A 26,042-nucleotide genomic window follows, 5' to 3' on the forward strand; every position below is an offset into this window, starting at 1 on the left:
GCTACTCCACGGTGACGCTCTTGGCCAGGTTCCGGGGCTGGTCCACATCCCGCCCCAGGAGGACGGCGATCTCGTAGGCCAGAAGCTGCAGGGGCACCACGCTCACGATGGGGGCCAGAAGGGGGTGGACCTCCGGCACGGGGAACACATCCTGGGCCAGCTTCCCGATCTCCCCATCCCCCTCGGTGGCGATGGCGATCACCTTGCCGCCCCGGGCCCGCACCTCCTGGATGTTGGAAAGGGTCTTCTCGTAAAGGGGCCCCTGGGTGGCCAGGACCACCACCGGCAGGTGCTCGTCTATGAGGGCGATGGGCCCGTGCTTCATCTCCCCGGCGGGGTAGGCCTCCGCGTGGATGTAGCTGATCTCCTTGAGCTTCAGGGCCCCCTCGTAGGCGGTGGGGGCCTGCACGTGCCGGCCCAGGAAGAGGAAGTCCTGGGCCTGGTGGTACTTCTCCGCCAGGTGGGCGATGAGGGGGCGCCTTTCCAGGACCTCCTCCACCAGCCGGGGGAGCTTGCGCATCTCCTTGAGGAGGCCTTGGGCCTCTTCCTTGGGGAGGACGCCCCTCCTTCGGCCAAAGTGGATGGCCAGCATGGCCATGGCGGAAAGCATGGCGATGTAGGCCTTGGTGGAGGCCACCCCGATCTCGGGGCCCGCGTGGATGTAAAGGACATCCTCCACCTCCCGGGTGAGGCTGGAGCCCTTGGCGTTGATGACCCCCAGGGTCCTGGCCCCCTTGGCCTTGGCCTCCCTTAGGCCCTCCAGGGTGTCTATGGTTTCCCCCGACTGGCTGATGGCGATGGCCAGGGTCTTTTCGTCCACCACGGGGTTGCGGTAGCGGTACTCGCTGGCCACGTCCCACTCGGTGGGGATGCGGGCTAGGGCTTCCAGGAGGTACTTGCCGTACCAGCCGGCATAGGCGGCGGTGCCGCAGGCGATCACGTGGATGCGGTCTATGGCCAGAGGGTCCAGGCCAAGGCCCAGCTCCACATCCCCTTCCTCCTCCCTAAGCCGCCCCCCCAGGGTGTTTTCCAGGACCCAGGGTTGCTCGTAGATTTCCTTCAGCATGTAGTGGGGGAAGCCCCCCTTCTCGGCCGCCTCGAGGGTCCAGTCGATCTCCACCACCTCCCGGGTCAGGGGGCGGCCCTCGAGGTCCGTGACCACCACCTCTTCCCGGGTGATGCGGGCCAGGTCCCCATCGTGCAGGAAGATGACCCGGCGGGTGTAGGGAAGGAGGGCGGGCACGTCCGAGGCCAGGAAGTTCTCCCCCTCCCCCAGGCCGATCACCAGGGGGCTCACCGTGCGGGCAGCCACGATCTCCCCATGGTCCTCGTGCGCCACCACCACCGCATAGGCTCCCCGCACCTCCCTTAGGGCCTCCCGCAGGGCCTCAAAAAGGTCCCCTCGGTACTTTTCCTCTATCAGGTGGGCCAGGACCTCGCTGTCGGTTTCCGAGGCGAAGCGGTGCCCCCGGGCCCTTAGGGCTTCCTTGAGCTCCAGGTAGTTCTCGATGATCCCATTGTGGATCACGGCGAGCCTGCCGTCCTCCGTGGTGTGGGGGTGGGCATTGGGATCCGTGGGGGCCCCGTGGGTGGCCCAGCGGGTGTGGCCGATGCCCAAAGGCCCCTCCAGGTGCTCCTCCTTCAGGGCACTCTCCAAGACAGAGAGCTTCCCCGAGCGCTTCACCACCTTAAGCCCTTCCGGGGTCCTCACCGCCACCCCGGCGGAGTCGTATCCCCGGTACTCCAGCCTCCTAAGGCCGTCGATGAGCACGTCCGTGGCGTTGCGAAAACCGATATAGCCTACGATTCCACACATAGGGCATCCTTGGGGGTGGCCAGGCCTTTGGCCACCCAGAACCTCCCATCCTTTCGCCCTGCCCCGCGGTTGTCCCTAAAGAGGGCTTTCCCTTGGGGCTTTTCTCAGGCGGGCGGGGCGGGCACACCCCGGGCGGCATCCGCGGATTCCTCGATCTTTCCCGGCCCTGGCCGGTTATCCCCATCCTGGGGTCCGCCACCTCGTCAGGCCCCTTGGGCCCCCTGCGCTTCCCGCCTTCCTCCTGCCCTTGGCTTGCCGGCGTCTACTTCCTCCCACCCCCTTCCCTCGGCGGAGTATAGCAAAACCTTAAGGCCAGGAGGCTTGACAAGGTTCGGGTGAGGCTTTTATGATAGCAGCGGACGCAAGGCGAATTTCTTGGCGAGAAGCCACGTCTTGCGTCCCGGAGAGCGCCCTTTGGGGAGGAAACGCGGCAACTCGCCCAAAGGAGCTTCCGAAACCCTAAAGGGGGTGTAAGGGAGTATGAAGAAAAGGCTAGTCATGCTACTGGCAGGGCTTTTGACCGTGCTCTCCATGGGCTTCGGTCTGGCCCAGTTCTCGGACGTGCCCGCCGGCCACTGGGCCAAGGAGGCGGTGGAGGCCCTGGCGGCCAAGGGGATCATCGTGGGCTTCCCCGATGGCACCTACCGGGGCAATGAGACCCTCACCCGCTACCAGGCGGCCCTCATCATCTACCGCCTCCTGCAGCAGATCGAGGAGGAGCTTAAGGCCAAGGGTGAGTCCCCCACCCTGCAGGCCATGTCCTCTGAGGACCTCGAGGCCCTGAAGAACGCGGTGCAGGAGCTGGCCGCGGAGCTGGCCGCTTTGGGCGTGCGGGTCTCGGCCCTGGAGGACAGCGCCGCCACCAAGGAGGACATCGCCCGCCTCGAGGCCATGATCCAGGAGCTCAAGGCCATGCCCATGCCTGAGCCCGGCGTGGACCAGGCCGCCCTCCAGGACCTGGCCGACCGGGTGGAGGCCGCCTCCATTGCCGCGGACACCGCCTTGGCCCAGGCCCAGCAACTTTCTGAGCAACTGGATGCCCTGGCCCAGGACGTGGAAGGGGTGAAGGGGGATCTTGCCGCCCTTGGCACCCAGGTGGAGGCCAACGCCCAGGCCATCCAGGCCTTGAACGAGCTGGCCGTGCTCCTCAACCAGGACGTCCTGGCCCTGCAGGACCGGGTGACCGCCCTGGAGAAGCTGGTCTCCGAAGGTCCAGAGCTTCCCGACCTGGAGCAGTTTGCCACCAAGGAGGATGTGGCCGCGGTGCAGGAGTTCGCCGCTGCCCTCCGCTCCGACCTGGTGGGGCTTTCCGAGAGGGTCTCCAAGCTGGAGGGCCAGGTGGCGGAGCTTTCCAAGGTGCAGTACTCTATTTCTGGCTCCCTTTCGACCACTTACGGAGGCATCGGCCTCACCAGTGGGACCACCAATTTTGACATTGATCGCCTATTCCCCGGGAACAAGTTCAGCAGTGGTTCTTCGGGCCCTGCCTTCCGGGGCAACGAGTATAACTTTGCCGATACCACCCAGACCTTCACTGAGGGCGATCTCTCCCTGAGCCTGGGGGTTAAGGTGGCCCAGCCGGGCCAGAGTGGGGTTAACTTGTCCGAGGCTACCGTGGCCCTAAGCGCGACTGCCTTTAGCGGTGCAACCACGGTGAGCGTGGACGGCGCTTCCCTGAAGGGCAACGTGGATGGGCAGGGCTTTGGCGTAACCTTCTCCAACGGGGGGAGCACCTTCAAGTTCAACGACTACCTCTTTGCTAATGCCAACGACCCCGACGAGCGGGTTACCCGTCAGGGGGTGGTGGCCACCTTCCAGGGTACCCTTTTCCCCTTGAGCCCTGAGGTGACGTTGGTGGCAGGCTACGCTACGCCGAACCCTGATACAGTTCTCAACGGGGATTACTTCGGTGTGCGTTTGGCTCTTAAGCCCATCCAGGCTACGGTTTTCGCCCTAAGCTACGCTGAGAACCCTGGTAATCGCGTTGCTGTGGCTGCGGACTTCACCACCAAAAAGCTCCTGGGTCTGTTGGACCTGGACGGGGCCTATGTGGTCTCTAAGGATTGGTCTGTGGCGGGCACCATCTTTGATAACTGGGGCACCGCCAACGTGGATGAGGCCTTCTACGTTCGGGGTACCCTGGCTTTGGGCCCGGTAACTGTGCGGGGCAACTACCGGGCTATAGATCCGGCTTACCTGAACGGTACGGCCAGCATGTCTGCAGATCAGACCGCCTTCTACAGCGGCGAGATTATTGGCTTCTACCCGGCCCCCTTTGGCTCTAACACCCGCGGCTTCGGTGCTGAAGCCACGGTGAACCTGGGCTTTGCCACCTTGGGTGGATACTATGATCGCATCACGGATTTTGCTCAAAGCCCAGGCACCGAACGGGAGGCCTTTGGGGCTAACGTGCAGGTACCCCTACCCGCAGGTTTCAGGTTAAGCGGCTTCTATAGTCAGGCCTCAGTAGCGGCAACCCAAGCCACCTTTTTCGGGGCTGACCCCCTCTTCAACCAAGGCACGCCTTACTTCCAGTTCTACGCCTACCCTAGGGATCGCTATGTTTCCGGCTTCGGGGCGGCCCTGAGCCATGACGGCAAGGCTAAGGAGGCCTTGGTCTCCAACCTTAACCTCACTGCGCGTTATCAGCAATACTACAACGACGTGACAGGCAACTATGACTACAGGGACATCGTGGCTTTCGCAGACTACAGCCTTGACCTTGGTCCCATTACCCTGAAGCCTGGTATTTTCTTCCGCTCCTACAACAACGACAACGCTGGAGCTGCCGTTCCCGCGGGCACTTCCCCTAGCCGTCCAGGAGCCTTTACTGAGAACCCCAGCTTCACCACCTTGAAGTGGGGTATCCAGGCTAGCACCCAGGCCCTGGACATTCCCTTAAAGCCTAGTCTCGAAGGGTTCTTCGCTACCCGGACCACGGACTTTTCGGGCACGACCAGCGACGCTCAGGAAACCTATTACCGGGTTGGCCTCAAGCTAAACGAATTCTTAGTAAAGGGTAGCACATTCAGCGTGAGCTACGCTTACTGGGAGGGGGCGAATCATTTGGGTTCTCCTTCCGTGGGAAGCGCCTATAACCCCTTTACCTTCACGCGAGACCGTATCTTCCGTAACCCCGATGTCAGCGCAGCGGGAGCCCCTTGGGCTGTCCTCCCCGGCACCTTTGCTGGCAATACTAGCGGTGTCTATCTGGAGTGGAACTTCTACTCCCTGAGCGTGGCGGCTGGTTGGTTTGACTACAACCAGACCGCGCCTACCGCTGATAGTTCGTCCGCCATAGGCCTTAAGGTGAGCTACGAGGTCAAATTCTAGCTTTTCTGTTCCTGGTCCCCCGCCCGAAGGGCGGGGGGCTTTGCTATGGTGGAGGTATGCCCTTCCGCTACCGAGGGCCTACCCCTAGGGGAGACCAGCCCAAGGCCATCCGGGAGCTGGTGGAGGCCTTGGGGGATGGGGAAAGGTTTGTCACCCTCCTGGGGGCCACGGGCACGGGGAAGACGGTGACCATGGCCAAGGTGATCGAGGCCCTGGGGAGGCCTGCTTTGGTCCTGGCCCCCAACAAGATACTGGCGGCCCAGCTGGCCGCGGAGTTCCGGGAGCTATTCCCGGAAAACGCGGTGGAGTACTTCATCAGCTACTACGACTACTACCAGCCCGAGGCCTACGTGCCGGGGAAGGACCTCTACATCGAGAAGGACGCCAGCATCAACCCCGAGATCGAGCGCCTGCGGCACTCCACCACCCGTAGCCTCCTCACCCGCAAGGACGTGGTGGTGGTGGCCTCGGTCTCCGCCATCTACGGCCTGGGGGACCCCCGGGAGTACCGGGAGAGGAACCTGGTGGTGGAAAGGGGGGCCCATTACCCCCGGGAGGCCCTTTTGGAAAGGCTTTTGGAGCTCGGGTACCAGCGCAACGACATCGACCTCTCCCCGGGCCGGTTCCGGGCCAGGGGGGAGGTCTTGGAGATCTTCCCCGCCTACGAGACGGAGCCCATCCGGGTGGAGCTTTTCGGGGATGAGGTGGAGCGGATCCTCCAGGTGCACCCCATCACCGGGGAGAGGCTTAGGGAGCTTCCCGGCTTCGTGCTCTTCCCCGCCACCCACTACCTTTCCCCCGAGGGGCTGGAGGGGATCCTGAAGGAGATAGAGAAGGAGCTGTGGGAACAGGTCCGCTACTTTGAGGAAAGGGGGGAGGTCCTCTACGCCCAGCGCCTTAAGGAGCGCACCCTTTACGACCTGGAGATGCTCCGGGTCATGGGCACCTGCCCCGGGGTGGAGAACTACGCCCGCTACTTCACCGGCAAGGCCCCCGGGGAGCCCCCCTACACCCTCCTGGACTACTTCCCCGAGGACTTCCTGGTCTTCCTGGACGAGTCCCACGTGACCGTGCCCCAGCTTCAGGGCATGTACCGGGGGGACTACGCCCGCAAGAAAACCCTGGTGGACTACGGCTTCCGCCTGCCCAGCGCTCTGGACAACCGCCCCCTTCGCTTTGAGGAGTTCTTGGAGAAGGTGCCCCAGGTGGTCTTCGTCTCCGCCACCCCGGGGCCCTTAGAGCTTGGGCACTCGGGGCGCATCGTGGAGCAGATCATCCGCCCCACGGGGCTTCTGGACCCCTTGGTGGTGGTGAAGCCCACGGAAAACCAGATCCTGGACCTCATGGAGGGGATCCGGGAGCGGGCAGAAAGGGGGGAGCGCACCCTGGTCACCGTCCTAACCGTGCGCATGGCGGAGGAGCTCACCGCCTTCTTGCAGGAGCACGGCATCAGGGCCCGCTACCTGCACCACGAGCTGGATGCCTTTGAGCGCCAGGCCCTGATCCGGGACCTGCGCCTGGGGCATTTCGACGCCCTGGTGGGCATCAACCTCCTGAGGGAGGGCCTGGACATCCCCGAGGTTTCCCTGGTGGCCATCCTGGATGCGGACAAGACGGGCTTTTTGCGGAGCGAACGGAGCCTCATCCAGACCATCGGCCGGGCGGCCAGGAACGCCCAGGGGGAGGTGTGGCTTTACGCGGATACCATTTCCGAGGCCATGGAGAGGGCCATCCAGGAGACCCGGCGCAGAAGGGCCCTGCAGGAGGCCTACAACCGGGAGCACGGCATCGTCCCGGAGACCGTGCGGAAGGAGGTCAGGGCCATCATCCGGCCTGAGGAGTACGGGGAGGCTCCCTTGGAGGTCTCCGAGGGGGAGGACCTGAAGGAGCGGATCGCCGAGCTGGAGCTGGCCATGTGGCAGGCGGCGGAGGCCTTGGACTTTGAGCGGGCGGCGAGGCTGAGGGACGAGCTACGGGCCCTCGAGGCCCGCCTGCAAGGCCTCGTGCCCCAAGAGCCCGTGCCGGGAAGCCGGAAGCGGCGCAAGCGGCGCTAGGCCAGGAGCAGCACGGGGTTTTCCAGGTAGAGGGCCACCCGTTCCAGGAGTTTCCGGGCGAGGGGGGCCTCGAGGCCCGAGGCGGCCAGCACCCCCTCTCGGGAGAGGAAAAGGCTCGGGCGGCCCGTGTGCACCTCCTCCTCCCCCACGAAGCAAAGAAGCCCTTCCCCTTCCTCCCCCTCCGGCTGGCGGAAGAGGGCGAGGAAGCTACCCATGGGCCTTATGCCCCGCACCTCCTCCCCCGCCACCTGGCCCAGGAGGGGCCTTAAGGGGAGTTCCAGCTCCGCCAAGGCCCTTTCCGCCGCCCGTAGCAGGAAGGGCAGGGGGGTTTGGGGTACCCCATGGACCCGGTGGAAGGCCTCCAGGGCCATCTCCAGCCTCCCGGGGTCAAACCGCAGGCGCTGGACCCGCAAGGGGGATGGAGCCGGGGCTTGGGCGGCGGTGAGGCCCGGGGCCGGGCTGGGCGGAGGGACGGGGGCAACCGGGGGCGGGGGTGTTTCCTCCTGGGCCTTAAGGGGTTCTGGGGGAGGCGCTTCCTGGGTTTGGCCGAGAAGCAGGTCCTCTTCCAGTTCCAGCTCCTCCGGCTCAGGGGGAAGCGCCTCCCCCTCGGAGCGGAGAAGCTCTTCCAACTCCTCCTCCGTGGGTTCCAGCAAGGGGGTTTCCTCTTCCTGGGGTTCGGGCAGAGGGGAGGTTTCCTCCTCGGGCAAAGCCTGGGCGTCCAGGGTGGGCTCCTCGGCCAGGAGGAGGTCCTCCTCCAGGTCTAGGTCCAGGTCCTCCAGGAGGGCGGGCTCGAGGTCCAGCTCCTCCTCCGCCACCTCCTCCACCGCCAGGGTGGGGGCCTTGGGGGCCTCGGGGAGGACGTCCTCCAGCTCCACGCCTTCCCGGCTCAGGACCTCCTGTACCCGTTTCAGCTCCTCTTCCGGGGGAAGGGGCGGGGCCTCCTCGGGCATGGGGGGCAGGTCCACCTCCCCGGCCATCACCTTAGCCAGGAAGGCCAGGATGTCCCGCTCCACGATGGTGCCCTCGGGACCGGTGCCCTGGAGCCTGCGCCAGTCTATGCCGTTCTCCTCGGCAAGACGCCGGGCCAAGGGCGTGATCTTGGGTTCGGCCATCTTGGCCCTATGATAACAAAGTGGAAGCTGCCTTCGCTCAACTCCTGGCGGAGTACTGCCTCGAGGCCCAGGAAGGGGAGACCATCCTGGTGGAGGCGGAGACCCCGGCCCTGCCCCTCCTTCCCCATCTGAAAAGGGCCTTCCTGAAGCGGGGGGCCTACCCCCTTTTCCGCTTGGGCTACCCCGGGGAAGGGCGGGATTTCCTCCTCCACGGGGGGGCTTGGCTGGAAAGGATACCGGAGGTGGAGCGCGCTCTTTATGAGAGGGCGGACAAGTTCCTGCGCATCCTTTCCGCGGAAAACCCCTTGGAGGGGGCCTCTTTAGACCCCGGGCTTTCCCTTAAGTACCAGCGGGCCTGGCGGCCTTTGGCCGAGCTCCGCCTGCAAAAGCGCTGGGCCCTTACCCTCTACCCCACGGTGGGGTATGCGGTGGGGGCGGGGATGGGGACGGAGGAGTTCCGGGAGTACCTCATGGGGGCCTTATTCCTGGACCGGGAGGACCCGGTGGGCGCCTGGCGGGCCCTCTCCCGCTTCCAGGAGGCCCTGATCGGGAGGCTTTCCCAGGGGAAGGAGCTTCGCATCCAGGCCCCGGGCACGGACTTAAGGCTTTCCGTGGCGGGGAGGAGGTGGATCAACTCCGATGGCCGGCGCAACATGCCCTCGGGGGAGGTGTTCACCGGGCCCCTCGAGGATTCCGCCGAGGGCGAGGTGCGCTTTAACCTTCCCGCCTTCGCCGGGGGCAGGCGGGTGGAGGGGGTTTACCTGCGCTTCAAGGGGGGCGAGGTGGTGGAGGCCCGGGCGGAGGTGGGGGAGGAGTACCTGCTGGCGGCCCTAGCCACGGATGAGGGGGCCAGGCGGCTTGGCGAGGTGGGGATCGGCACCAACTTTGGCCTCACCCGGCCCACGGGCCTTATCCTCCTGGACGAGAAGATGGGGGGTACCGTGCACCTGGCCCTGGGCCGGAGCTACCCGGAAACCGGTGGGAAAAACCCAAGCGCCCTGCACTGGGACCTGGTGCTTTCCCTAAGGGAAGGGAGGCTTCTCCTAGACGGCAAGCCCCTGGTGGAGAAAGGGCGCTTTGTGGGCCTCTCTGAACCCCATCCCCTCTAGAGGTCCTTGCGCTCGAAAACCAAAGCCGCCAGGAAGGCGAAGCCCAGGGTGTAGATGAGGAGGAGGGGAAGGCCAAGTCCCGCCGCCTGGGGCCTTAGGTATAGATCCAGGTAAGTGGTGAGGAGGAAGGGGGTAAGGGCGGGGAAGGCCACCAACAGCCGCATGAGAAGCAGGGTGGCCACCGCCGCCAAGGCGCTTGCCGTAGTGGAGAGGAAGATGGTGGCGTAGAGGAGGGCCAAGGCGCCGAGGGGTAAGAGGATGATCCCTGCCAGGAGGTGGGCGAAAAGGAGCTGGCCCAGGGCTTCCTGGGCACCCAGAAAGCCTACCCCGGCAAACCCCCCTGCCCCAAGCCCCGTGCCCCCGTAGAACCCCCCTAACCCGTGGGGCAAGCCCGCCAGGAGGCTTCCCAGGAAGCTTGCCCCAAGGAGGACGAAGGGGTAGAGGAGGGTGGCGAGGAGCTTGGCCAGGATCAGCCGGGTCCGGGAAAGGGGGTGGAGAAGGAGGCTTTTTAGGGTGCCTTGGGCCACCTCGCTCCCTAAGGACTCGCTTGCTGCCATCACCACCAGAAAGGGAAAGAGGAACTCCATCCCCGCCATGAGGCTTAGGGAAACCACCTGCCAGCCCGAGGCCAGGACCAGGCCGTACACCTCCTTAAGCCCCGGGGCCAGGGCCCACAGGAAGGGGAGAAGGAAGGCGGCCAGAAGCCCAAGCTGCACCGAGCGCAGGCGGAAGAGCTTGTAGAGCTCAAAGACCAGAAGCCTAAGCATGCTTCACCCTTTCCTGGTAGTAAAGCCTCAGGTCAAAGCCCTGGGGGTGCAGGGCCTTCACCCGGTACCCCTCCCTGAGAAGGGCCCCCAGGGCTGCCTCCACCTCGCCCTCAAAGAGGATGGCCCCCCCTTGGATCCGGGCGGAACCCACCTGGGGCAGGGCCTTGAGGAGGGCCAGGGCGCCTTCCAGGGGCTCGGCCTCGAGGCGGTAGGCCTTTCGCCCCTCCAGGGCCACCTCGTCCAGAAGCCTGCCCCCTCCCAGGATGCCCACCCTGTGGGCGTACCGGCTTACCTCCTCGAGGTGGTGGGTGGAAAGGAGAACCGCTGCTCCCTCCCTTGCCACCTCCTGCAAGAGGCCATGGACCAGCTCCACCCCCTCGGGGTCCAGGCCGCTGGTGGGCTCGTCCAGGACCAGGACCTTGGGCCGGTGCAGGAGGGCCGCCGCCAGGCCCAGGCGCTGGCGTTGCCCCAAGGAGTAGCTTCCCACCTTCTGGTCGGCCACGGCCAGGAGCCTTAACCGGGCCAGTACCTCGCCGATGCGGTTTTCCTCCCTGACCCCGGCCAGGTAGGCCCGCATCCTGAGGTTCTCCCGGCCCGTGAGGTAGGGGTAGAAGGCGGCCGGCGCCTCCACCACCGCCCCCAGGTGGCGCCGGGCCTCTGGGTTCCGGTGCACGTCCTCCCCCAGGAGGAGGGCCCTCCCCTCGCTGGGAAAGGCCAGGCCCGTGACCAGGCGGATGAGGGTGGTCTTCCCCGAGCCGTTGGGCCCCGCCAGGGCATACACCTCCCCGGGACGTACGGAGAGGCTTATCTTCTCCAGGATGGGTTTGCGCCCGTAGCGCTTGCCCAGGCCCTCTAGCCTTAGGGCTTCCATGGGTGCTATACTACCCAAGCCCCCGGTCCAGCGCGACGGTCCGGGCGTGAACCGGGTCAGGTCCGGAAGGAAGCAGCCCTAAGCGCCACGGGTCGGGTGCCGCTGGGGTGCCGGGGGCAGTTATCCACAAGGTTATCCACAGGTTAAAAGAACCTGTCCCTAGCGGGTCGGAGGCGAAAGGGCCCTTGAGAACGAGGATTTTGCTCACCGCCCCTCCTTGGCCTGGGTGCGGACCACACCCTTTTCCACAAGCCGGGCCACCTCCTCCGGGGTATAGCCCGCCTCCCTGAGCACGTCCTCCGTGTGCTCCCCTAGTAGGGGCGGGGGCAGGGAGGGGCTTGCCGGGGTTCGGGACAGGAAGCGCAAGGGGTTCGCCAGGGTGGGCAAAGGGCCCAGAAGGGGGTGGGAAAGGGTCCAGATGGCCCCCCGGGCCTGGGCCTGGGGGTCTTGGAAGGCCTCGGCCAGGTCGTTGACCGGGGCGGCGGGGATGCCCCTTTCCCCGAACCTTTGCAGCCAGTGAGCCCGGGGTTGGGTCTTTAGCACTTGGGAAATCGCCTCCACCACCTCTTCCCGCCCCTCCACCCTCGCCGCGTTGGTGGGAAACCGCGCCAAGAGGTCCGGGAGGTTTAGGGCCTGGCAGAGCCTAGCGAACTGCTCGTCGTTCCCCACCGCCAAAACAAGCCAGCCGTCCGCCGCGGGAAAGGCCCCGTAGGGCACGATCTGGGCGTGGGCGTTGCCTAGGCGCTTGGGGGGCTTGCCCGTGAGGAGGTAGCTTTCCCCCAGGTTGGCCAGGGCGAAGAGGCCCACGTCGAAGAGGGAAAGGTCCACCTGCTGACCCAGCCCGCTCCTTTCCCTTTCGTAAAGGGCGGAAAGCACCGCCACCGCCCCCATCATCCCCGTCATCACGTCGATCCAGGCTACCCCCACCTTCATGGGTGGGCCTTGGGGCTCCCCGGTTACGGACATGATGCCGGTGTAGCCCTGCAAGGCGGCATCGTATCCGGGTTCCTGGGCCCTTGGTCCCGTGTGGCCGAAGCCGGTGATGGAGAGGTAGACCAGGCGGGGATTAAGCTCCCTCAGGCTTTCGTAGTCCAGGCCGTAACGCTTCAGGTCCCCGGTCTTGAAGTTTTCCACCAGGACATCGGCCCCTTGGGCTAGCCTCCGCACCACCTCCTGGCCCTCGAGGGTCTTGAGGTCCAGGGCCAGGCTCTTCTTACCCCGGTTCACCGAGAGGAAGTAGGCGCTTTCCCCCTTCGCAAAAGGGGGTCCCCAGCCCCGGGTCTCATCCCCCCAGGGGGGTTCCACCTTGATGACCTCCGCCCCTAAGTCCGCCAGGATCATGGTGCAAAGGGGTCCCGCCAGCACCCGGGAGAGGTCCAGCACCTTGATGCCGGAAAGAGGCTGCATGGGAGCATCTTAAGGCCCGGGCCCCTTTGGGGTATATTGGGCGCGTGGGCCGGGCTTTGGGGCACCTTTTGGTCGTTTTGACCTTGCTTTTTGTCCTCCTTCCCTTCCTATGGATGGCCTACGCCGCCTTCATGCCCAAGGAGGCGGTGTACTCAGGGGAGCTCTTCTCCAAGGTGGGCTTTAGCCTGGAAAACCTACAGGGCTTGGCCAAGGAGGGGTTTTGGGGCCGGCTTCTCTTCTCCCTGGGGCTTTCCTCGGGGGTGGTGCTCCTTCAGCTTTTCACCGCCCTTTTGGCCGCCTACGCCCTGAGGGCGGGGCTTGGGCTTCTGCCCTTTTACCTGGTGCTGATGGCCATACCCGCCGAGCTCCTCCTGGTGCCCCTCTATGGCATCCTCAAGGGGCTTTCCCTCCTGGATACCGCCTTGGCCTTGGTCCTGCCCTTCGCCGCCAGCCCCTTTGTCATCTACCTGGTCTACCAGGCCATGCGGGCGGTGCCGGAGGAGCTTTTGGAAGCCGCTCGACTCGATGGAGCGGGGCACCGGGTGCTTCTTTTCGGCATCCTTTTCCCCTTGGTGCGCCCCACCCTGGTGGCGGCTGGGGTTTTGGCCTTTGCCGCTCACTGGAACCTGGTGCTCTACCCCAGGGTAATGGTTTCCGACCCCAGGCTCTGGACCCTGCAGACCTGGCTTACGGACCTCCAGCGCAAGTACCCCACGGACTGGGGCCTGCTCTCGGCGGCGGCCCTCTTCTCCGTGCTCCCCATCGCCCTCCTATACGTGCTCTTTGAAAGACGGGTAGTGGCTACCTTTGAGGAGGGGTTAAAGGGGTGAGGAAGGCCGCGGTAGGGTGGGGAACTTCTCCCGGCTTCGGAACGCTTCCCACCAGTTTCTTTGCCGTTCCGATGCGCTTCGTTGGGGGCTAGGTAGCCAGGGCTTGGAAGATGCTTGCACGGGGCCTTCCAGGGGGCTATCCTCGAGGCTAAGGGGGTGAAGCCATGCGGGCGCTTTTGGCGGCCTTGGCCTTGGTGCTGGCCGGCTGTCTACCGGTGGCGGTGTTGCGCACCCCGGAGCCGGTTTCCGGAAGGAGCCTGGCCTTGGGCCTGAGCGCGGTGGCGCTGGAAGGAGGTGTGGCGCTACTCCCCTATGCCGCCTATGCCCAGGGAGATGGCCAGACCGAGTATAACTTTTCCGTCCAGATGGGCTTCAGGGCGGGGATCAAGCAGGCCTTGGCCCCCGGGCTTTCCTTGGATATGGGCCTAACCTTGCCTCCCGTGCTGGGTGGGGATGCGGTGCCCTTGGCCCTGGATGCTGGGCTTTTGCTAGGGCTAGGGGGGGTCTACCTCTCTCCCCGGGTGCACTGGATAGGATTCCAGTCCCAGAATACCAGCGTGTCGGGCCTTCTCTACCAGGCCACCTTGGGCTATGCAGGGAATGGGTTTCTCGGGGAGGGAAGCCTCCTTTTTAGCCCCCAAGAAGGGGCTGTGCTTTTCGTGGTTTCCACGGCCGTGCGTCTATAAGGAGGCGGGTATGCGGGCTTTGACGGTTTTAGCCCTTCTTTTGGTGGGGTGTGCGCCCATCGCCGTGCTCCGCCCACCGGAGCCGGTGCAGGGAAACGTTTTCACCCTAGGGGGTAGCCTTTTCCCAAGCCCCCAGGGCCAGTACCCGGTCTGGGCTGTACCCTACGCGGGGTATGCGGGAGGGGACGGAACGTGGGAGTTTAACTTCTCCATCCAGGGGAGCGTTAGGGTGGGAGGAAAGCTCAAACTGGCCCCAGGTTTAAGCTTGGATGGCGGCGTCAGCCTTCTCCCGGGAGATGCCTGGTTTGGGGACGTGGATCTGGGTCTGATCTTGGGTGGGGATGGCTTCTACCTCTCTCCTCGCCTGCACGCCCTGAGCTATAGGGATCAATCCCGTTCCCGTACCGACCTCGCCTTCCAGGTGAGCCTGGGCTACTGGGGGAAGGGCTGGGCTGTGGAGGTGGGCTACGGCCCCTGTGGCTATTGCCAGGTGGGTTGGGATTATAGCCGCTTGCACCAGGGGCCCTACGTGGCCTTGGGCCTCACTTTCGGAACCGCTCCCTAAGGGCCTTGAGCCTCTCCCGCACCCGCTCCTCCCAGCCCTCCCCCGTGGCCTCAAAGAGGAGGAGGCCTTCCAGGCCCTCGGGCAGGTAGGCTTGGGCAAAGCTTCCTTCCTTGTCCTCGTGGTAGTAGGCGTACCCCTTGCCGTGGCCCAGGGCCCGTTGAAGGCCGGTGGGGGCGTTCCTGAGGTTCAGGGGAACGGGGGCGTGGGGATGGGCCCCGGCTGCCCCTTCTGCCTTCTTCCAGGCGGTGTAGAGGCTGTTGGACTTGGGGGCCAGGGCCAGGTAGACCGTGGCCTCCACCAGGGCCAGCTCCCCTTCCGGGCTTCCCAGGGCCTCATAGGCCTCCTTGGCCGCTACCGCCAGCCGCAGGGCCAAGGGATCGGCGAGGCCCACATCCTCCACCGCCACCCGGATGAGGCGCCGGGCCAGGTATAGGGGGTCGGCCCCGGCCCTAAGAAGCCTGGCCAGGTAGTAGAGGCTTGCGTCCACATGGCTTCCCCTAAGGCTTTTGTGGAGGGCGGAAACCAGGTCGTAAAACTGGTCCCCTTCCCGGTCCATGGCGAAGCGCTCCGCTCCCAGGGCCTCCTTCACGCTATGGGCGTCCACCCGGCCCAAGGAGGCGGCCAGTTCCAGGGTGTTGAGGGCAAAGCGGGCATCCCCTCCGGCAGCCTGGGCCAGGAGGCGGAGGGCCTCCTCCTCAAAAGGGGTTCCTGGGAGGCCCCTGGGGTCCGTGAGGGCCTTCTTCAGGAGGGTGAGGAGGTCCTCCTCGGAAAGGGGTCTTAGGGGAAGGAAGCGGAGGCGGGAGCGCAGGGCGGGGGTGAGCTGAAAGGCCGGGTTTTCCGCGGTGGCCCCGATCAGGGTGAGGAGGCCGGATTCCAGGTGGGGCAAAAGGGAGTCCTGCTGGGTGCGGTTGAAGCGGTGCGCCTCATCCAGGAAGAGGACCAGACCCCCCTCCTTCCTGGCCCTTTCCACCACCGCCCTTACCTCTTTCACCCCGGCCTCCACCGCGGAAAGCCTTAGGAAGGGTTTGCCCACCCCTTCCGCCAGGATCTGGGCCAGGGTGGTCTTGCCCGTGCCCGGAGGACCGAAGAGGACCATGGAGGAAAGCCTTTTCGCCTCCAGCATCCGCCTTAAAAGCCCTTTAGGCCCCGTGAGGTGGGGCTGGCCCAGGACCTCGTCCAGGGAACGGGGCCTAAGGCGCTCGGCAAGGGGCTCCATCCCCTTCATGCTAAGGCCAGGGTAAGGGGAGGCATGGTAGGCTTGGAAGGAGCATGCGCTGGCTTTTCCTCCTGCCCTGGGCCCTTTTCCTGTTGGGGCTTCTTCCCTTGGCCCTTTTCGAACCCCTGGGCCAGGTGGAGCGGGGGCTAGGCCTTCTTTTCGCCGCCCTTTTGCTGGCGGCCACGGGAAGCCTGTTCTCCCGGTTCCCCGTGGCCTTTTCCGTGCAGTTTTTCCTGGTGCTGGGCCTGGGCTTCCTGGCTTTTCAGCTGGCCTTGGAGAGCACCTTGGCCTTCGCGGGGTTGGGGGGTTCGGGGTACACGGCCCTTGGGGGGGTTCTGGGGGCCTTGGCCCTGGCCATGGCCTTCTTCCTGGGCACCGGCAGGGAGGCTCCCCTTTTGCCGGCCCTCGAGGGGGTGGGTAACCGGGAGGACCTCCTGCGCCTGGCCGGGGCCTTGGAGGGGCTGGCCCTTAGGCGCCCTTTGGTGCTGGTGTACCTCTCCACCTCCGTACCTCCCGAGCGGCTTCAAGCGGAGCTCCGCCGGGGGGATTTGGCCTTCCGCCTGGCGGGAGGGTATCTTTTGGTCCTCCAGGGAAGCCGGCCTGAGGATGCGGCGGGGATGGTGCGTAGGCTGAGGGAGCGGTTTCCCCTTTCCTCCTATGCGGTGGAGCGCTGGCAAGGGGGAAGCTTGGAGAGCGTCCTGGCCCGCCTCGAGGCGGAGGCCCTCCTCCAGTCCTGAGGGTTTTGGTGTAAGGAACAGAGGGTACACCGGCCGCAAGGTGTACGGGTTTTTTCTTTACCTTGGCCCGCCCCTTCCTCCCGCCCCTTACCCTTAGGCTCAGGGAGGTCAAGATGGAGCAGGCCAAGGAGATCAGCCAGGCGTGGCAGGAAGCCCTGGAAACCTACGGGGAGCGGGAAGAGGAGTAGGGGGGAAGGTCATAGGGGGCCGGGTCCAAAGAACCTGGCCCCTGCCTACTTCCCCACCAGGCGCTTCCGCTTGGAAGGGTCCAGCACCTTCTTGCGCAGGCGAAGGCTTTGGGGGGTTACCTCCAGAAGCTCATCCTCGGCGAGAAACTCCAGGGCCTCCTCGAGGGAAAGCTTTCTAGGAGGAATCAGGCGGATGTTCTCGTCAGAGCCCGCGGCCCGGATGTTGGTGAGCTTCTTGGCGGTGGTGACGTTCACATCCAGATCGTTTTCCCGCACGTGCTCCCCCAGGATCATACCCACGTAGACCTCCGTGCCCGGCTCGATGAAAAACCGCACCCGCTCCTGCAGGCGGTTGAGGCTATAGGCGGTGGCCACCCCCGCCTCCATGGCCACGGCGCTTCCCGTGGTGCGGGTAGGGATGGGACCCGCCTCGGGGCCGAAGCCGTGGAAAGTGTGGCTTAGAAGGCCCTCTCCCCCCGTGAGGGAAAGGAAAAGGCTCCGGAGGCCAAAAAGGGCCCGGGCTGGGACCACGAACTCCGCCCGCACCCTTTCCCCCACCTCCATGTGCACCATCTCCGCCCGCCGGGCCCCCAGGGCCTCCATGACGCTTCCAAAGCGGTCCTGGGGTACCTCAACCACCAAAAGCTCGTAGGGCTCGAGGCCATCCTTGGTGAGCACCCGGGGCTGGCCCACGCTGAACTCGTAGCCTTCCCGGCGCATGGTTTCCAAGAGGATGGCCAGGTGGAGCTCTCCCCGGCCCCTAAGCTCAAAGACCTCGGGGCCCACCTCCTCCACCTGAAGGGCCAGGTTGGTGCGAAGCTCCCTAAGTAGGCGTTCCTTCAACTTCTGGCCCGTCACGTGCACGCCCTCCCGTCCGGCGAAGGGGGAGGTGTTGGGGGTGAGGGTGAGGGCCACGGTGGGCTCGTCCACCTTAAGGCGGGGAAGGGCCTCAGGGGCTTCTTTGGCGGCCAAGGTGTCCCCGATTTCAACCCCCTCCACCCCCGCCAGGGCCACGATGTCCCCGGGAAGGCTTTCCTCTACCTCCATCCGTTCCAGGCCCTGGTGGGTGTAGACCGCCACCACCCTGGCGGAAAGGGTCTCGTTTTCCTTCAAGATGGCCACGCTTTCCCCTTTGCCCACCCGGCCCCGGGCCACCTTGCCGATGGCGATCCGCCCCAGGTAGGGGGAGTGGTCCAGACTGGCCACCAGAAGCTGGAAAGGTCCCTCCTCCCACCTGGGGGAGGGGATGTGCTCGAGGATGGTCTGGAAAAGCTCCGAGAGATCTTCCCGGGGTGCTTCCCGCCAGGCCCGACCCTCGCGACCGATGGCGTAGAGGTAGGGGAAGTCCAGCTGCTCCTCCGTGGCCCCCAGCTCCACCATGAGGTCGAAGGTGAGGCTCAGCACCTCGTCGGGGCGGGCCTCCTTCTTGTCCACCTTGTTGAGCACCACGATGGGCTTGAGCCCAGCTTGGAGGGCCTTTCGCAGGACAAAGCGGGTCTGGGGCATGGGGCCTTCGGCGGCATCCACCAGGAGAAGAACACCGTCCACCAGGGAGAGGGCCCGTTCCACCTCCCCGCCGAAGTCAGCATGGCCAGGGGTGTCCACGATGTTGATCTTCACCCCACCCCAGACTACGGCGGTGTTCTTGGCCAGGATGGTAATGCCCCGCTCCTTCTCCAGGTCGCCCGAGTCCAGGATCCGTTCCCCTTCCTCCTTGGACAAGGCCTTGGCCTGACGGAGCATGGCGTCCACCAGGGTGGTTTTCCCGTGATCCACGTGGGCAATGATGGCAATATTTCTAATATCCATGGGCGCACCCAATCCCCCCACTCTACCACGCGAGGGCGCGTAGGATAGGAGCATGGTGGTGGCCACCTTTTCCCTGGTGGCTCAGGACCCAAATACCGGGGACCTGGGCGTGGCCGTGGCCAGCAAGTTCCTGGCGGTGGGCTCGGTGGTCCCCTTCGCCCGGGCGGGGGTGGGGGCTATCGCCACCCAGTCCTACGCCAATCCCCGCTTCGGGCCGCAGGGGCTTGCCCTTTTGGAGCAAGGGGCCAGCCCGGAGGGGGTTTTGGAGGCCTTCCGCCGTACTGACCCTGGGTTGGAAAAGCGGCAGTTCGGCCTGGTGAGCGCCAGGGGTGAGGCCCTGAGCTTTACCGGGGCGGAGTGCCATCCCTGGGCCGGGGGAAGGGCGGGAAAGGGATTCGCCGCCCAGGGCAACCTCCTGGCAGGTCCTAAGGTGGTGGAGGCCATGGTGGAAGCCTTTTTGCGGGAGGAAGGGACGCCTTTTCCCGAGAGGCTCCTGCTGGCCTTAAAGGCGGGGGAAGAGGCGGGGGGGGATAAAAGGGGCAAGCAGTCCGCGGCGCTTCTGGTGGTGGGGGAGGGCAAGGGGTACGGAGGGCTTTGGGACCGGTACATCGACCTCCGGGCCGACGACCACCCAAACCCGGTGGAGGAGCTTTTCCGCCTGCTTTCCCTCCATCGCCTTCTCTTTGAAAGGCCCAAGGAGCGCCGTCCCTTGGCCCCGGAGGAGGTGCGGTGGTTGCAGGGGGTGCTCCGGAACCTGGGGCTTTATGCGGGAGAGGCGCACGGGGAGTTTGACGAGGCCACGGAGCGCGCTTTTCTTGCCCTGATCGGCATGGAGAACCTGGAGGAGCGCTACCAGGGAGGCCCGGAGGTGGACGAGGCTACCCTGAGCTACCTCAAAAGGAGGTATCCGTGGAGCTAGGGGCGGGGGGTTTGGTCTTCAACGAGAAGGGGGAGGTGCTCCTCCTCCGCGACCGCATGGGCTTCTGGGTGTTTCCCAAGGGGCACCTGGAGCCGGGGGAGACCCTCGAGGTGGCCGCGGTGCGGGAGGTCCAGGAGGAAACCGGGGTAAAGGCGGAGGTTCTGGCTCCCCTTTTCCCCACCCGGTACGTAAACCCTAAGGGGGTGGAGCGGGAAATACACTGGTTTCTCATGCGGGGGGAAGGCGAGCCCCGCCTGGAAAAGGGGATGACGGGCCTGGGGTGGTTTAGCCCAGAGGAGGCCCGCTTGCTCCTTTCCTTTCCCGAGGACCTGCGCCTTCTGGAGGTGGCCCTTGAGCGTTTACCGCTTTGAGGACAAGCTTCCCAGGGTGCACCCCAGCGCCTTCATCGCCCCCGGGGCCTACGTGGTGGGGGAGGTGGAGGTGGGGGAGGGAGCCTCCATCTGGTTTGCCGCCGTGGTGCGGGGGGATTTGGAGCGGGTGGTGATCGGCCCGGGAAGCAACGTCCAGGATGGCGCGGTTCTCCACGCCGACCCCGGTTTTCCCTGCCTTTTGGGGGCCGGGGTTACCGTGGGGCACCGGGCGGTGGTCCACGGGGCGGTGGTGGAGGAAGGAGCCCTGGTGGGCATGGGGGCGGTGGTGCTAAACGGGGCCCGGGTGGGGCGGAATGCGGTGGTGGGGGCAGGGGCGGTGGTTCCCCCGGGAATGGAGATCCCCGAGGGCACCCTGGCCTTGGGGGTTCCAGCCCGGGTCAAGGGTCCCGCTGAGCCGCCGGGCAACGCTCCCCGGTACCGGGCCCTGGCGGAGCGGTACCAGAAGGGGCTTTTGGCCATGGACCTTCCCAGGCGCTACCGGCTTACCCTGCGGGGCCAGGATGCCTTGAACCCCTTCAGCGAGCTCCACCTCCGCCTGAAGCGCACCCGGAGGGAGGCTCTGGAAGCCTTGAGGCGGGCTTCCCAGGGATTTCCCCTGGCCTTGGATGAGGCCCTGCCCTTGGTGGAGGAGGGCTTCCTCGTCCCGGAGTGAGCCCAGGGCCACATAGGGAGCGAACCGGGGGTGGCAAGATGGAACGCAAGATGGTGGAGCTCGAGGATACGGGTCTTACCTTTGAAACCCACGTGGACCTGGGGCGCCTAAGGCGCCTTGCGGCGGAATGGCTGGAGGTCATCGGGGAGGATCCCAGCCGGGAGGGCCTCCTGAAGACCCCCGAGCGGGTGGCCAAGGCCTGGGCCTTCCTCACCCGGGGCTACCGCCAGGACCTGAAGGCCATCGTCAACGGGGCCATCTTCCCCGCCGAGGGGAGCGAGATGGTGGTGGTGAAGGGCATAGAGTTCTACTCCATGTGCGAGCACCACCTCCTTCCCTTTTTCGGCCAGGTGCACATCGGCTACATTCCGGGCGAGAAGATCCTGGGCCTTTCCAAGTTCGCCCGCATCGTGGACATGTTTGCAAGAAGGCTTCAGGTGCAGGAGCGCCTGGCCGTTCAGATCGCCGAGGCCATTCAGGAGATCCTCGAGCCCCAGGGGGTAGGGGTGGTGGTGGAGGGGGTGCACCTTTGCATGATGATGCGGGGTGTGGAAAAGCAGCACTCCCGCACCGTGACCAGCGCCATGCTGGGGGTCTTGCGGGAGAGCCAGAAGACCCGGGAAGAGTTTCTGAGCCACCTAAAGTGATACCCTTGCTCGCTATACCCCGCTCCTGGGGTGCCTGAGAACCTGGCCTAGAGAAGGGATGTGCCGGGGTCCCCACCTTGGCTGCGCCAAGGTGGGGTGGTATGAACCCCCCTGCCTGGGCAGGGGGGTTTGGCCCAGGGCTTTTACTCGGGGTTTTGCGGCGGCGCAGGCACCTCGCATCCCGGCACTGCCATTTCAGGGGAGATGCCTTCCACCGCAATGGGGATTTCCGCATCCCCCACGCCTTCCACGTGAACCCTGAGGATCCCGCTTTCCGCTCCCATGGGTACGCGGAACATCAAGGTTGCGGGATCCTCAGCCTGGGTGATCTCGGGGTTTTGTGCGGGCAGGCCCGGATCCGGGGGAAAAAGGGCGCGGTGGATGCCCGCATCCCATTCCTCTTGGGTGCCGAAGGTGTTGCCCTTGAGGGCCATCCAATCCCCGGCCCGCACGGTGCACCCAAAGACCACGTCGGGTTGGACGCTCTGGATGCGCAGCTTTCCCGTGGTCCTGATGCCCTGAGGCGCTGAGCAGGCTGCAAGGCTGAGGATCAGGAGCCAGACGATCTTTTTCATGCTTCCTCCAGAAGCTTCCCAGAGGGCCAGAGGCCCTCTGGGAAGGAACCTTTACTCTGAGCAATGGCCTGGACCGATGAGGCCATTGTTGTAGCTGTCCAGGGTGGCGGCGTATCCCTTGGCCTGGTTGGCCAGGGGCTTGCTCAGGGAGTCGCTGGGCTCATAGGTGCCGAAGAAGCTTTCCGCCCAGGCCAAGGCCGCATCCACCTCGGAGGTGGTGGAGGCCCCGTTCAGGATGTTCAGCTTGGCGGCAATATACTGGTGGGCCAGGATGTAGTAGGCGTTACCGCTCGGTGAGGTCCAGAGAACCCCGTGGTAGCTCTGTCCGGAATTGAAGAAGGAGGTGTCCTCGCCTACCTTAGCCCAGGTGTCGTCGTAGGGGGCGGGGCCGTAGCGGGAATGGGTTTTCCAGTAACCCTGGGTTAGGGTGCACCCACCCGTACAGGGCACGGAAACCTTTACCGTGGCCGAGGCGGAACCCTGGGTCAGGGTGGTGGAGGTGGTGAAGGTGGCGGTGTTGTCCACCTGGTACTCCCCGCATCCCTCAAAGCTGACCCAGCGCTCAAAGAAGTAGGTCTGGGAGATCACGCCCTCAGGAGTGATGCCGCTGATGGCCTTGACCAGGGTGGCCGAGGGGTCGCTTACCTGCACGCTACCGTCCACCACCTGGGTGGGGGTGCTGAAGGCGAAGCTGGCCTGGCCCGAGGCAGTGCCGCTTTCCCCATTGCCGCTCCAGTTCACCGTGGCGGTGTTGGTGCGGCTTTGCCCGTCCGGCAAGGGTTGGCTGTAGGTGCAGCTAAGGGTTTGCCCTGCGGGCAGGGTGTAGGGGAAGCTTACGCCGCAGCTAAGGGCCACGGTTTCCCCTGTGGAGAGGGTATCGCTGGGGGCTTGCAGGAGGACGTCCACGCTGCCGGTGTTCTTGAGGGTGACCGTCCCCTCCACCTGGAAGTCCGAATCCGTGGGGGTGCCCAGCAGGTACACCGCATACTTGACCAGGTAGGACTGCCCTGGAGCCAGGGTAAGGTTTCCGCTTGCCGGGTCCGTCACCTTCTTCTCCATGGTCCAGCGGTAAGTGCGCTTGAACTTGGGCACCGCCGTCTTTTCCACCGTCACCGAGGCGCCTACCGCCACCTGGGGCTTCACGCCTTGGGGAGCCTGGGAGCAGGCCCCAAGGAACCCCACTGCTAAAAGAATCCCGTACCAATACCGCATACCCATCCTCTCCTTTCCTAAATCCTTTACCTCAATGGTTTGCGCTCTCCGAGGGGATGCCCAGCTCCAGTGGTCCTAGCGTTTCCCCGTCGGCCAGCACCAAAAGGGTGTAGCGACCGGGGCCCAAGGGCACTTCCCCGGTCCAGGAGTAGCCGTCTTCGCTCTTTAGGGCGAAGCTTTGGCCTTTTTCCGTGAGGACCACCTGGGTGGCCCGGAAGCGTAGGGTGATCTTCACCTTAGGGCCCTCGAGGGAACGGGGGTTGTAAAGAGGGCCGGGAACCACCTGAAGGAAAAGAGGGGCTTCCACTTCCTCCTGACCCCTAGCCTTCACGGACAGGGAGTGGAACCCTGGAGGTAGGGTTAGGCGTATCCGAGCTGTGTAGAAGTTTCCCTCCTGGCGGGCCAGGGGAACCGGACCCGAGGGTAGGTCCAAAAAGACCCGCTCTGCTTCTCCTTGGATCAATGCCTTGACCTCCACCTCCGCTCCGGCGATGGGGGCGGTGGGGTCGGCGGTGGCCACCAAGCTAAGGCGGCCTGCGGTATAGGTCACCTCCACCTCCCGCTTGGGGGGGAGGGCCACCACCTGGATAGCCCTGGGGGGTGCGCTGGGGTCCACCTGGGCCTGGACCCCGCCCTCCTGCCGGTAGCCCTCGGGCAGGTAGCGGGGGTCGGCGTAGACCCGGTATTCCCCGCGGAAAAGCCCGCCGATGAGGGCATGGCCGTTGGCATCTGCCCGGGTGCAGCGCTTCACCACCCCTTCCGCACAGACGCCAGCGAAGGCTAGGCCCTGCTCGTTCCCACCGTCCCGCACCTGAACGGCCAGGGTGGTGGCGGGGGCGAAGGGGAGGTTCTTTTCCAGGCTGGCGTTTAAGCTTACCTGTACCCGTTCCTCCCCCAGAAGGGCAAAGGTGGCGGGCAGGTTGGGGAAGGTAAGGATGCCTTCCCCAGCGGCCACGAAGAGGCGGTAGCGGCCTTCTGTGTCGGTGGTTTCGCAGATCTTTCCCAGGCAGATCCGGAGATTCGCCAGGGGAGCTTCGCCTGGGTCCAGGCGTCCATTGAGGTTCTCGTCGCGGAAGGCCTGGCCTACCACCTCGCCTCCCTTGCGACCGCCAAAGAGGTCCACCATCTCCTTCGGGGTGGTGAAGGCAAAGGTCTGGGTGTAGGCCAGGCTGAGGCCAAAGGCGTGGCGGGCTTCCCCGGGCTGCAGGATGAGGGTGTAGGAGGCTCCCAAGGAGAGGCCGGCTTCTAGGAAGTTGCGCTGGGCTAGGGAAAGGCCCAGGCGCTGGCTGGAGGCCTCCTCCAAGCGGTACTCGTAGAAAAGGCGGCTTTGCAGGCTCCCGGGCCAGAGTTGGTTCCAGGCGGCTCCGTAGAGGGTGAAGTCCTTTTCCGTTCCCCGCTTGATCAGGTACTGCCCCTCGAGGCTCCCTCCCTCCAGGGCCATCCGGAGCAAGAGACTGCCTTCCCACAAAGGATGTTCCTGAAGGAGGTAGCGCAGGTAGCCAGAAAGGCTTAGGTCACGGGTGCCCAGGGTGAGGCTGGCCTGATAGCTCTGGCTCTCCAGGGCTTCCCCGGAAAGCCTTCGGTTCAAGCCGTAGCCCAGGCTGAGGCTTCCGGTGTAGACCCCGGGTTCGCCGAAGGTGGTGCTGAGGCTTGGGGCGAGGCCGAAGCTGCGGCTTTCCCCCTGTTGGCGGTAACTCCCCCCCAGGCTCAAGAAGGCTCCGGCCACGGGTTGGGCGTAGAGGGTGAGCTGGCTTTGCCAAAGGCCCTGGTTGGGGCCAAGCTGCCAGCTGGTGCTTCCGCGGAGGCCAAAGGGATAAAGGCTCCGGGTACCTCCCGCCAGGCCCAGGGTGTGAAGGCCAGCCAGGGGTATGCCCCCATAGCTTTGCACCAGCTCCAGATCCTGGGTCTGCCAGGTGAGGCTTTGACTCAAGCCTAGGGACAGGCGGTAGCCCTCCCCGGTCTGGCCGCTGAGGTCGGTGCCCAGGCCCAGGCTGAGGCCTCCCTCCAAGGGAAGCCGGTAGCGCAGGTTTAGGTTGTCCTGCCGGCCCGTGGGGGCGGTCTGGGTGGAGAGGGCCCCTTGCAGGTCCAGGTTCTTGTCCAGGCTCACCGCGCTGGCCCTAAGGCCCAGGGCCTCCGGGCGGTAGTTGCCCTCGAGGCTCACCCGCGCTGGGTCCAGGCGAAAAGTGGTGGCCAGGCCGAAGCTTCCCTGCCCCCCCTGGGCCCGGGCCTCCCAGCCCTCTCCCTTGAGGCTTAAGGTGAGGGTCTGGGGCAGGCGAAGGGGCTCGGCCAGGCTCCCCGTGAGGGGGCTTGAGGCCGCGGTGGCGGTCACGTAGTCCGAGAGGGCTCCGCTCAGGCTCGGGGCCAAGAGGTAGCCCACCTGTCCCTGGAGTTGGCCTCGTTCCAAGGTGGCTCCCAGGCTCAAGGCCACACCCAGGCCCAGGATGAGCTCGGGGTCCTGGCCCTTTGGGCCGCTTGCCAGAAAGGGGTCCTTAAAGAGCACGATGACTCCGGCTTCCTTCCGGGCCTCGGGCCTTGTCCTGGGGGTGACGCGAAGCTTCAGGTAAAAGCGGTATCCTGCGGAGATCTCCCCTTGGGGGTTCACCAGCACCCGCACCACCCCGGTTTCCCCGGGAGCCAGGCTTAGGCCTGGTGGGTTTAAAAACACCTGGAACATAGCGGCTTCCGCTTGTAGAAGGAACTCCTCCTTTTGGTTGGAACGGTTGCTGACGTAGACCGGGAACTCGAAGGGTCCTCCCAAGCTGGCCTCGAGGGTGGCCGGGGCGGAGAGGGCCACCTGGATCAAGGGCAACACCCTTAACGCCACCTCGGCCCTGGCCGCCTCCTTTTCCCCTTGGTAGGCCACCACCAAGGCCTTGCCCTGGGTGCCCGCGGGCAGGGGCGGTACCCTGAGGGTGAAGCCAAGGGTTTCCTCCTTCCCCTCCAGCACCGCTTGCCTTTCCTGGGAAAGGGCCTGCCACCCCTCCGGGGGGAAGAGGCGGAAGCGCACCGGCCCTGTTCCCTCCACCCTCAGGCTCAGGGTGAGGTAATCCCCCGGGGCCCCGGCGAGGCCAGGGCTGGGAAGGAAGCGCACCTGGGCCCAGGCCAGGCCCAAGAGGAGGGGGAAAAGGACCAAAAGACGCCTCAT

22 protein-coding genes and 1 other RNA gene are annotated in these 26,042 nt (G+C 65.3%); 13 read left to right on the forward strand and 10 right to left on the reverse strand.

Features of this window, described 5'->3' with window-relative positions:
- Position 1: 1 nt before the first annotated feature.
- Complete coding sequence (gene glmS / locus L0C59_RS01125) at positions 2-1,816, reverse strand: glutamine--fructose-6-phosphate transaminase (isomerizing) (protein ID WP_243089320.1); 1,815 nt, start codon at positions 1,814-1,816, stop codon at positions 2-4.
- Positions 1,817-2,296: 480 nt separating this feature from the next.
- Between glmS and L0C59_RS01130 the strand changes: the two genes are divergently transcribed.
- Together L0C59_RS01130 and uvrB are read left to right on the forward strand one after the other, a co-directional pair.
- On the forward strand, positions 2,297-5,149 hold the full coding sequence (locus L0C59_RS01130; protein WP_243089321.1) for an S-layer homology domain-containing protein: 2,853 nt from the start codon (positions 2,297-2,299) through the stop codon (positions 5,147-5,149).
- Between the two features lie 56 nt (positions 5,150-5,205).
- Entirely contained in the window at positions 5,206-7,203 is a 1,998-nt protein-coding gene (uvrB, locus tag L0C59_RS01135) for an excinuclease ABC subunit UvrB (protein WP_243089322.1), read from the forward strand.
- Here uvrB and L0C59_RS01140 read toward each other — a convergent pair.
- Positions 7,200-8,315: an E3 binding domain-containing protein gene (locus L0C59_RS01140; RefSeq protein ID WP_243089323.1), complete on the reverse strand. Its 1,116-nt coding sequence runs from the start codon at positions 8,313-8,315 to the stop codon at positions 7,200-7,202. The genes uvrB and L0C59_RS01140 overlap by 4 nt on opposite strands.
- 20 nt (positions 8,316-8,335) lie before the next feature.
- Between L0C59_RS01140 and L0C59_RS01145 the strand changes: the two genes are divergently transcribed.
- The gene (locus tag L0C59_RS01145) at positions 8,336-9,424 is read left to right on the forward strand and encodes an aminopeptidase (protein WP_243089324.1); all 1,089 of its coding nucleotides are present in this window, start codon (positions 8,336-8,338) and stop codon (positions 9,422-9,424) included.
- On the opposite strand, the gene L0C59_RS01150 is transcribed toward L0C59_RS01145, so the two are convergent.
- Both L0C59_RS01150 and L0C59_RS01155 read right to left on the reverse strand, forming a co-directional pair.
- Positions 9,421-10,191, reverse strand: coding sequence for an ABC transporter permease (locus L0C59_RS01150; RefSeq protein WP_243089325.1), 771 nt, complete (start codon positions 10,189-10,191; stop codon positions 9,421-9,423). The two genes, L0C59_RS01145 and L0C59_RS01150, sit on opposite strands and share 4 nt — an antisense overlap.
- Complete coding sequence (locus L0C59_RS01155; protein WP_243089326.1) at positions 10,184-11,062, reverse strand: ABC transporter ATP-binding protein; 879 nt, start codon at positions 11,060-11,062, stop codon at positions 10,184-10,186. Before L0C59_RS01155 ends, L0C59_RS01150 begins: the two co-directional genes overlap by 8 nt.
- A 19-nt stretch (positions 11,063-11,081) precedes the next feature.
- Here L0C59_RS01155 and ffs point away from each other — a divergent pair.
- Positions 11,082-11,182: signal recognition particle sRNA small type (ffs, locus tag L0C59_RS01160), an RNA gene on the forward strand.
- A gap of 84 nt (positions 11,183-11,266) precedes the next feature.
- Here the strand turns inward: ffs and L0C59_RS01165 are convergent.
- Positions 11,267-12,469 carry a CaiB/BaiF CoA transferase family protein gene (locus L0C59_RS01165; protein WP_243089327.1) on the reverse strand — a complete coding sequence of 401 codons (1,203 nt, stop codon included), beginning with the start codon at positions 12,467-12,469 and terminating at the stop codon, positions 11,267-11,269.
- Positions 12,470-12,513: 44 nt separating this feature from the next.
- On the opposite strand from L0C59_RS01165, the gene L0C59_RS01170 reads away from it, so the two are divergent.
- From L0C59_RS01170 to L0C59_RS01180, 3 genes are all read left to right on the forward strand, one after another.
- On the forward strand, positions 12,514-13,299 hold the full coding sequence (locus tag L0C59_RS01170; protein ID WP_409775373.1) for a carbohydrate ABC transporter permease: 786 nt from the start codon (positions 12,514-12,516) through the stop codon (positions 13,297-13,299).
- A gap of 164 nt (positions 13,300-13,463) precedes the next feature.
- The gene (locus tag L0C59_RS01175) at positions 13,464-13,985 is read left to right on the forward strand and encodes a hypothetical protein (RefSeq protein ID WP_243089328.1); all 522 of its coding nucleotides are present in this window, start codon (positions 13,464-13,466) and stop codon (positions 13,983-13,985) included.
- A gap of 10 nt (positions 13,986-13,995) precedes the next feature.
- Entirely contained in the window at positions 13,996-14,550 is a 555-nt protein-coding gene (locus tag L0C59_RS01180; protein ID WP_243089329.1) for a hypothetical protein, read from the forward strand.
- Here L0C59_RS01180 and L0C59_RS01185 read toward each other — a convergent pair.
- Positions 14,528-15,775 (reverse strand): replication-associated recombination protein A, encoded by a 1,248-nt coding sequence (locus L0C59_RS01185; protein WP_243089330.1) that lies wholly within the window; start codon positions 15,773-15,775, stop codon positions 14,528-14,530. The genes L0C59_RS01180 and L0C59_RS01185 overlap by 23 nt on opposite strands.
- Positions 15,776-15,819: 44 nt before the next feature.
- Here L0C59_RS01185 and L0C59_RS01190 point away from each other — a divergent pair, with 44 nt between their 5' ends.
- Entirely contained in the window at positions 15,820-16,503 is a 684-nt protein-coding gene (locus tag L0C59_RS01190) for a nucleotidyl cyclase domain-containing protein (protein ID WP_243089331.1), read from the forward strand.
- Between the two features lie 62 nt (positions 16,504-16,565).
- Positions 16,566-16,691: a hypothetical protein gene (locus L0C59_RS11070; RefSeq protein ID WP_279232395.1), complete on the forward strand. Its 126-nt coding sequence runs from the start codon at positions 16,566-16,568 to the stop codon at positions 16,689-16,691.
- A 45-nt stretch (positions 16,692-16,736) separates the two neighbouring features.
- On the opposite strand, the gene typA is transcribed toward L0C59_RS11070, so the two are convergent.
- Positions 16,737-18,500: a translational GTPase TypA gene (gene typA, locus L0C59_RS01195; protein WP_243089332.1), complete on the reverse strand. Its 1,764-nt coding sequence runs from the start codon at positions 18,498-18,500 to the stop codon at positions 16,737-16,739.
- 52 nt (positions 18,501-18,552) lie between these two features.
- Between typA and L0C59_RS01200 the strand changes: the two genes are divergently transcribed.
- From L0C59_RS01200 to folE, 4 genes are read left to right on the forward strand one after another with little or no spacing between them, the layout of a single operon-like run.
- Positions 18,553-19,419, forward strand: a complete 867-nt coding sequence (locus tag L0C59_RS01200; protein ID WP_243089333.1) for a DUF1028 domain-containing protein — start codon at positions 18,553-18,555, stop codon at positions 19,417-19,419.
- Entirely contained in the window at positions 19,410-19,790 is a 381-nt protein-coding gene (locus L0C59_RS01205; protein WP_243089334.1) for an NUDIX hydrolase, read from the forward strand. Before L0C59_RS01200 ends, L0C59_RS01205 begins: the two co-directional genes overlap by 10 nt.
- Positions 19,771-20,463 carry a gamma carbonic anhydrase family protein gene (locus L0C59_RS01210; RefSeq protein WP_243089335.1) on the forward strand — a complete coding sequence of 231 codons (693 nt, stop codon included), beginning with the start codon at positions 19,771-19,773 and terminating at the stop codon, positions 20,461-20,463. Before L0C59_RS01205 ends, L0C59_RS01210 begins: the two co-directional genes overlap by 20 nt.
- A gap of 38 nt (positions 20,464-20,501) precedes the next feature.
- Complete coding sequence (folE, locus tag L0C59_RS01215) at positions 20,502-21,110, forward strand: GTP cyclohydrolase I FolE (protein ID WP_243089336.1); 609 nt, start codon at positions 20,502-20,504, stop codon at positions 21,108-21,110.
- A gap of 143 nt (positions 21,111-21,253) precedes the next feature.
- On the opposite strand, the gene L0C59_RS01220 is transcribed toward folE, so the two are convergent.
- From L0C59_RS01220 to L0C59_RS01230, 3 genes are read right to left on the reverse strand one after another with little or no spacing between them, the layout of a single operon-like run.
- Positions 21,254-21,685: a hypothetical protein gene (locus L0C59_RS01220; RefSeq protein WP_243089337.1), complete on the reverse strand. Its 432-nt coding sequence runs from the start codon at positions 21,683-21,685 to the stop codon at positions 21,254-21,256.
- A gap of 51 nt (positions 21,686-21,736) precedes the next feature.
- Complete coding sequence (locus tag L0C59_RS01225; RefSeq protein WP_243089338.1) at positions 21,737-22,897, reverse strand: hypothetical protein; 1,161 nt, start codon at positions 22,895-22,897, stop codon at positions 21,737-21,739.
- Between the two features lie 31 nt (positions 22,898-22,928).
- Positions 22,929-26,042: a hypothetical protein gene (locus L0C59_RS01230; RefSeq protein ID WP_243089339.1), complete on the reverse strand. Its 3,114-nt coding sequence runs from the start codon at positions 26,040-26,042 to the stop codon at positions 22,929-22,931.

The sequence above is a fragment of the Thermus neutrinimicus genome (genome assembly GCF_022760955.1).
Classification (GTDB): Bacteria; Deinococcota; Deinococci; order Deinococcales; family Thermaceae; genus Thermus; species Thermus neutrinimicus.

What these genes read in the sequence shown, in the direction of transcription:
- L0C59_RS01200 (WP_243089333.1), top strand. Translation starts at nt 18,553, where the DNA reads ATGGTGGTGGCCACCTTTTCCCTGGTGGCTCAGGACCCAAATACCGGG.
- L0C59_RS01130 (WP_243089321.1), top strand. Translation starts at nt 2,297, where the DNA reads ATGAAGAAAAGGCTAGTCATGCTACTGGCAGGGCTTTTGACCGTGCTC.
- L0C59_RS01225 (WP_243089338.1), bottom strand. Translation starts at nt 22,897, where the DNA reads ATGCGGTATTGGTACGGGATTCTTTTAGCAGTGGGGTTCCTTGGGGCC.
- L0C59_RS01185 (WP_243089330.1), bottom strand. Translation starts at nt 15,775, where the DNA reads ATGAAGGGGATGGAGCCCCTTGCCGAGCGCCTTAGGCCCCGTTCCCTG.
- L0C59_RS01150 (WP_243089325.1), bottom strand. Translation starts at nt 10,191, where the DNA reads ATGCTTAGGCTTCTGGTCTTTGAGCTCTACAAGCTCTTCCGCCTGCGC.
- typA (WP_243089332.1), bottom strand. Translation starts at nt 18,500, where the DNA reads ATGGATATTAGAAATATTGCCATCATTGCCCACGTGGATCACGGGAAA.
- uvrB (WP_243089322.1), top strand. Translation starts at nt 5,206, where the DNA reads ATGCCCTTCCGCTACCGAGGGCCTACCCCTAGGGGAGACCAGCCCAAG.
- L0C59_RS01190 (WP_243089331.1), top strand. Translation starts at nt 15,820, where the DNA reads ATGCGCTGGCTTTTCCTCCTGCCCTGGGCCCTTTTCCTGTTGGGGCTT.
- L0C59_RS01220 (WP_243089337.1), bottom strand. Translation starts at nt 21,685, where the DNA reads ATGAAAAAGATCGTCTGGCTCCTGATCCTCAGCCTTGCAGCCTGCTCA.
- L0C59_RS01175 (WP_243089328.1), top strand. Translation starts at nt 13,464, where the DNA reads ATGCGGGCGCTTTTGGCGGCCTTGGCCTTGGTGCTGGCCGGCTGTCTA.
- L0C59_RS01165 (WP_243089327.1), bottom strand. Translation starts at nt 12,469, where the DNA reads ATGCAGCCTCTTTCCGGCATCAAGGTGCTGGACCTCTCCCGGGTGCTG.
- L0C59_RS01180 (WP_243089329.1), top strand. Translation starts at nt 13,996, where the DNA reads ATGCGGGCTTTGACGGTTTTAGCCCTTCTTTTGGTGGGGTGTGCGCCC.
- L0C59_RS01230 (WP_243089339.1), bottom strand. Translation starts at nt 26,042, where the DNA reads ATGAGGCGTCTTTTGGTCCTTTTCCCCCTCCTCTTGGGCCTGGCCTGG.
- glmS (WP_243089320.1), bottom strand. Translation starts at nt 1,816, where the DNA reads ATGTGTGGAATCGTAGGCTATATCGGTTTTCGCAACGCCACGGACGTG.
- folE (WP_243089336.1), top strand. Translation starts at nt 20,502, where the DNA reads ATGGAACGCAAGATGGTGGAGCTCGAGGATACGGGTCTTACCTTTGAA.
- L0C59_RS01140 (WP_243089323.1), bottom strand. Translation starts at nt 8,315, where the DNA reads ATGGCCGAACCCAAGATCACGCCCTTGGCCCGGCGTCTTGCCGAGGAG.
- L0C59_RS01155 (WP_243089326.1), bottom strand. Translation starts at nt 11,062, where the DNA reads ATGGAAGCCCTAAGGCTAGAGGGCCTGGGCAAGCGCTACGGGCGCAAA.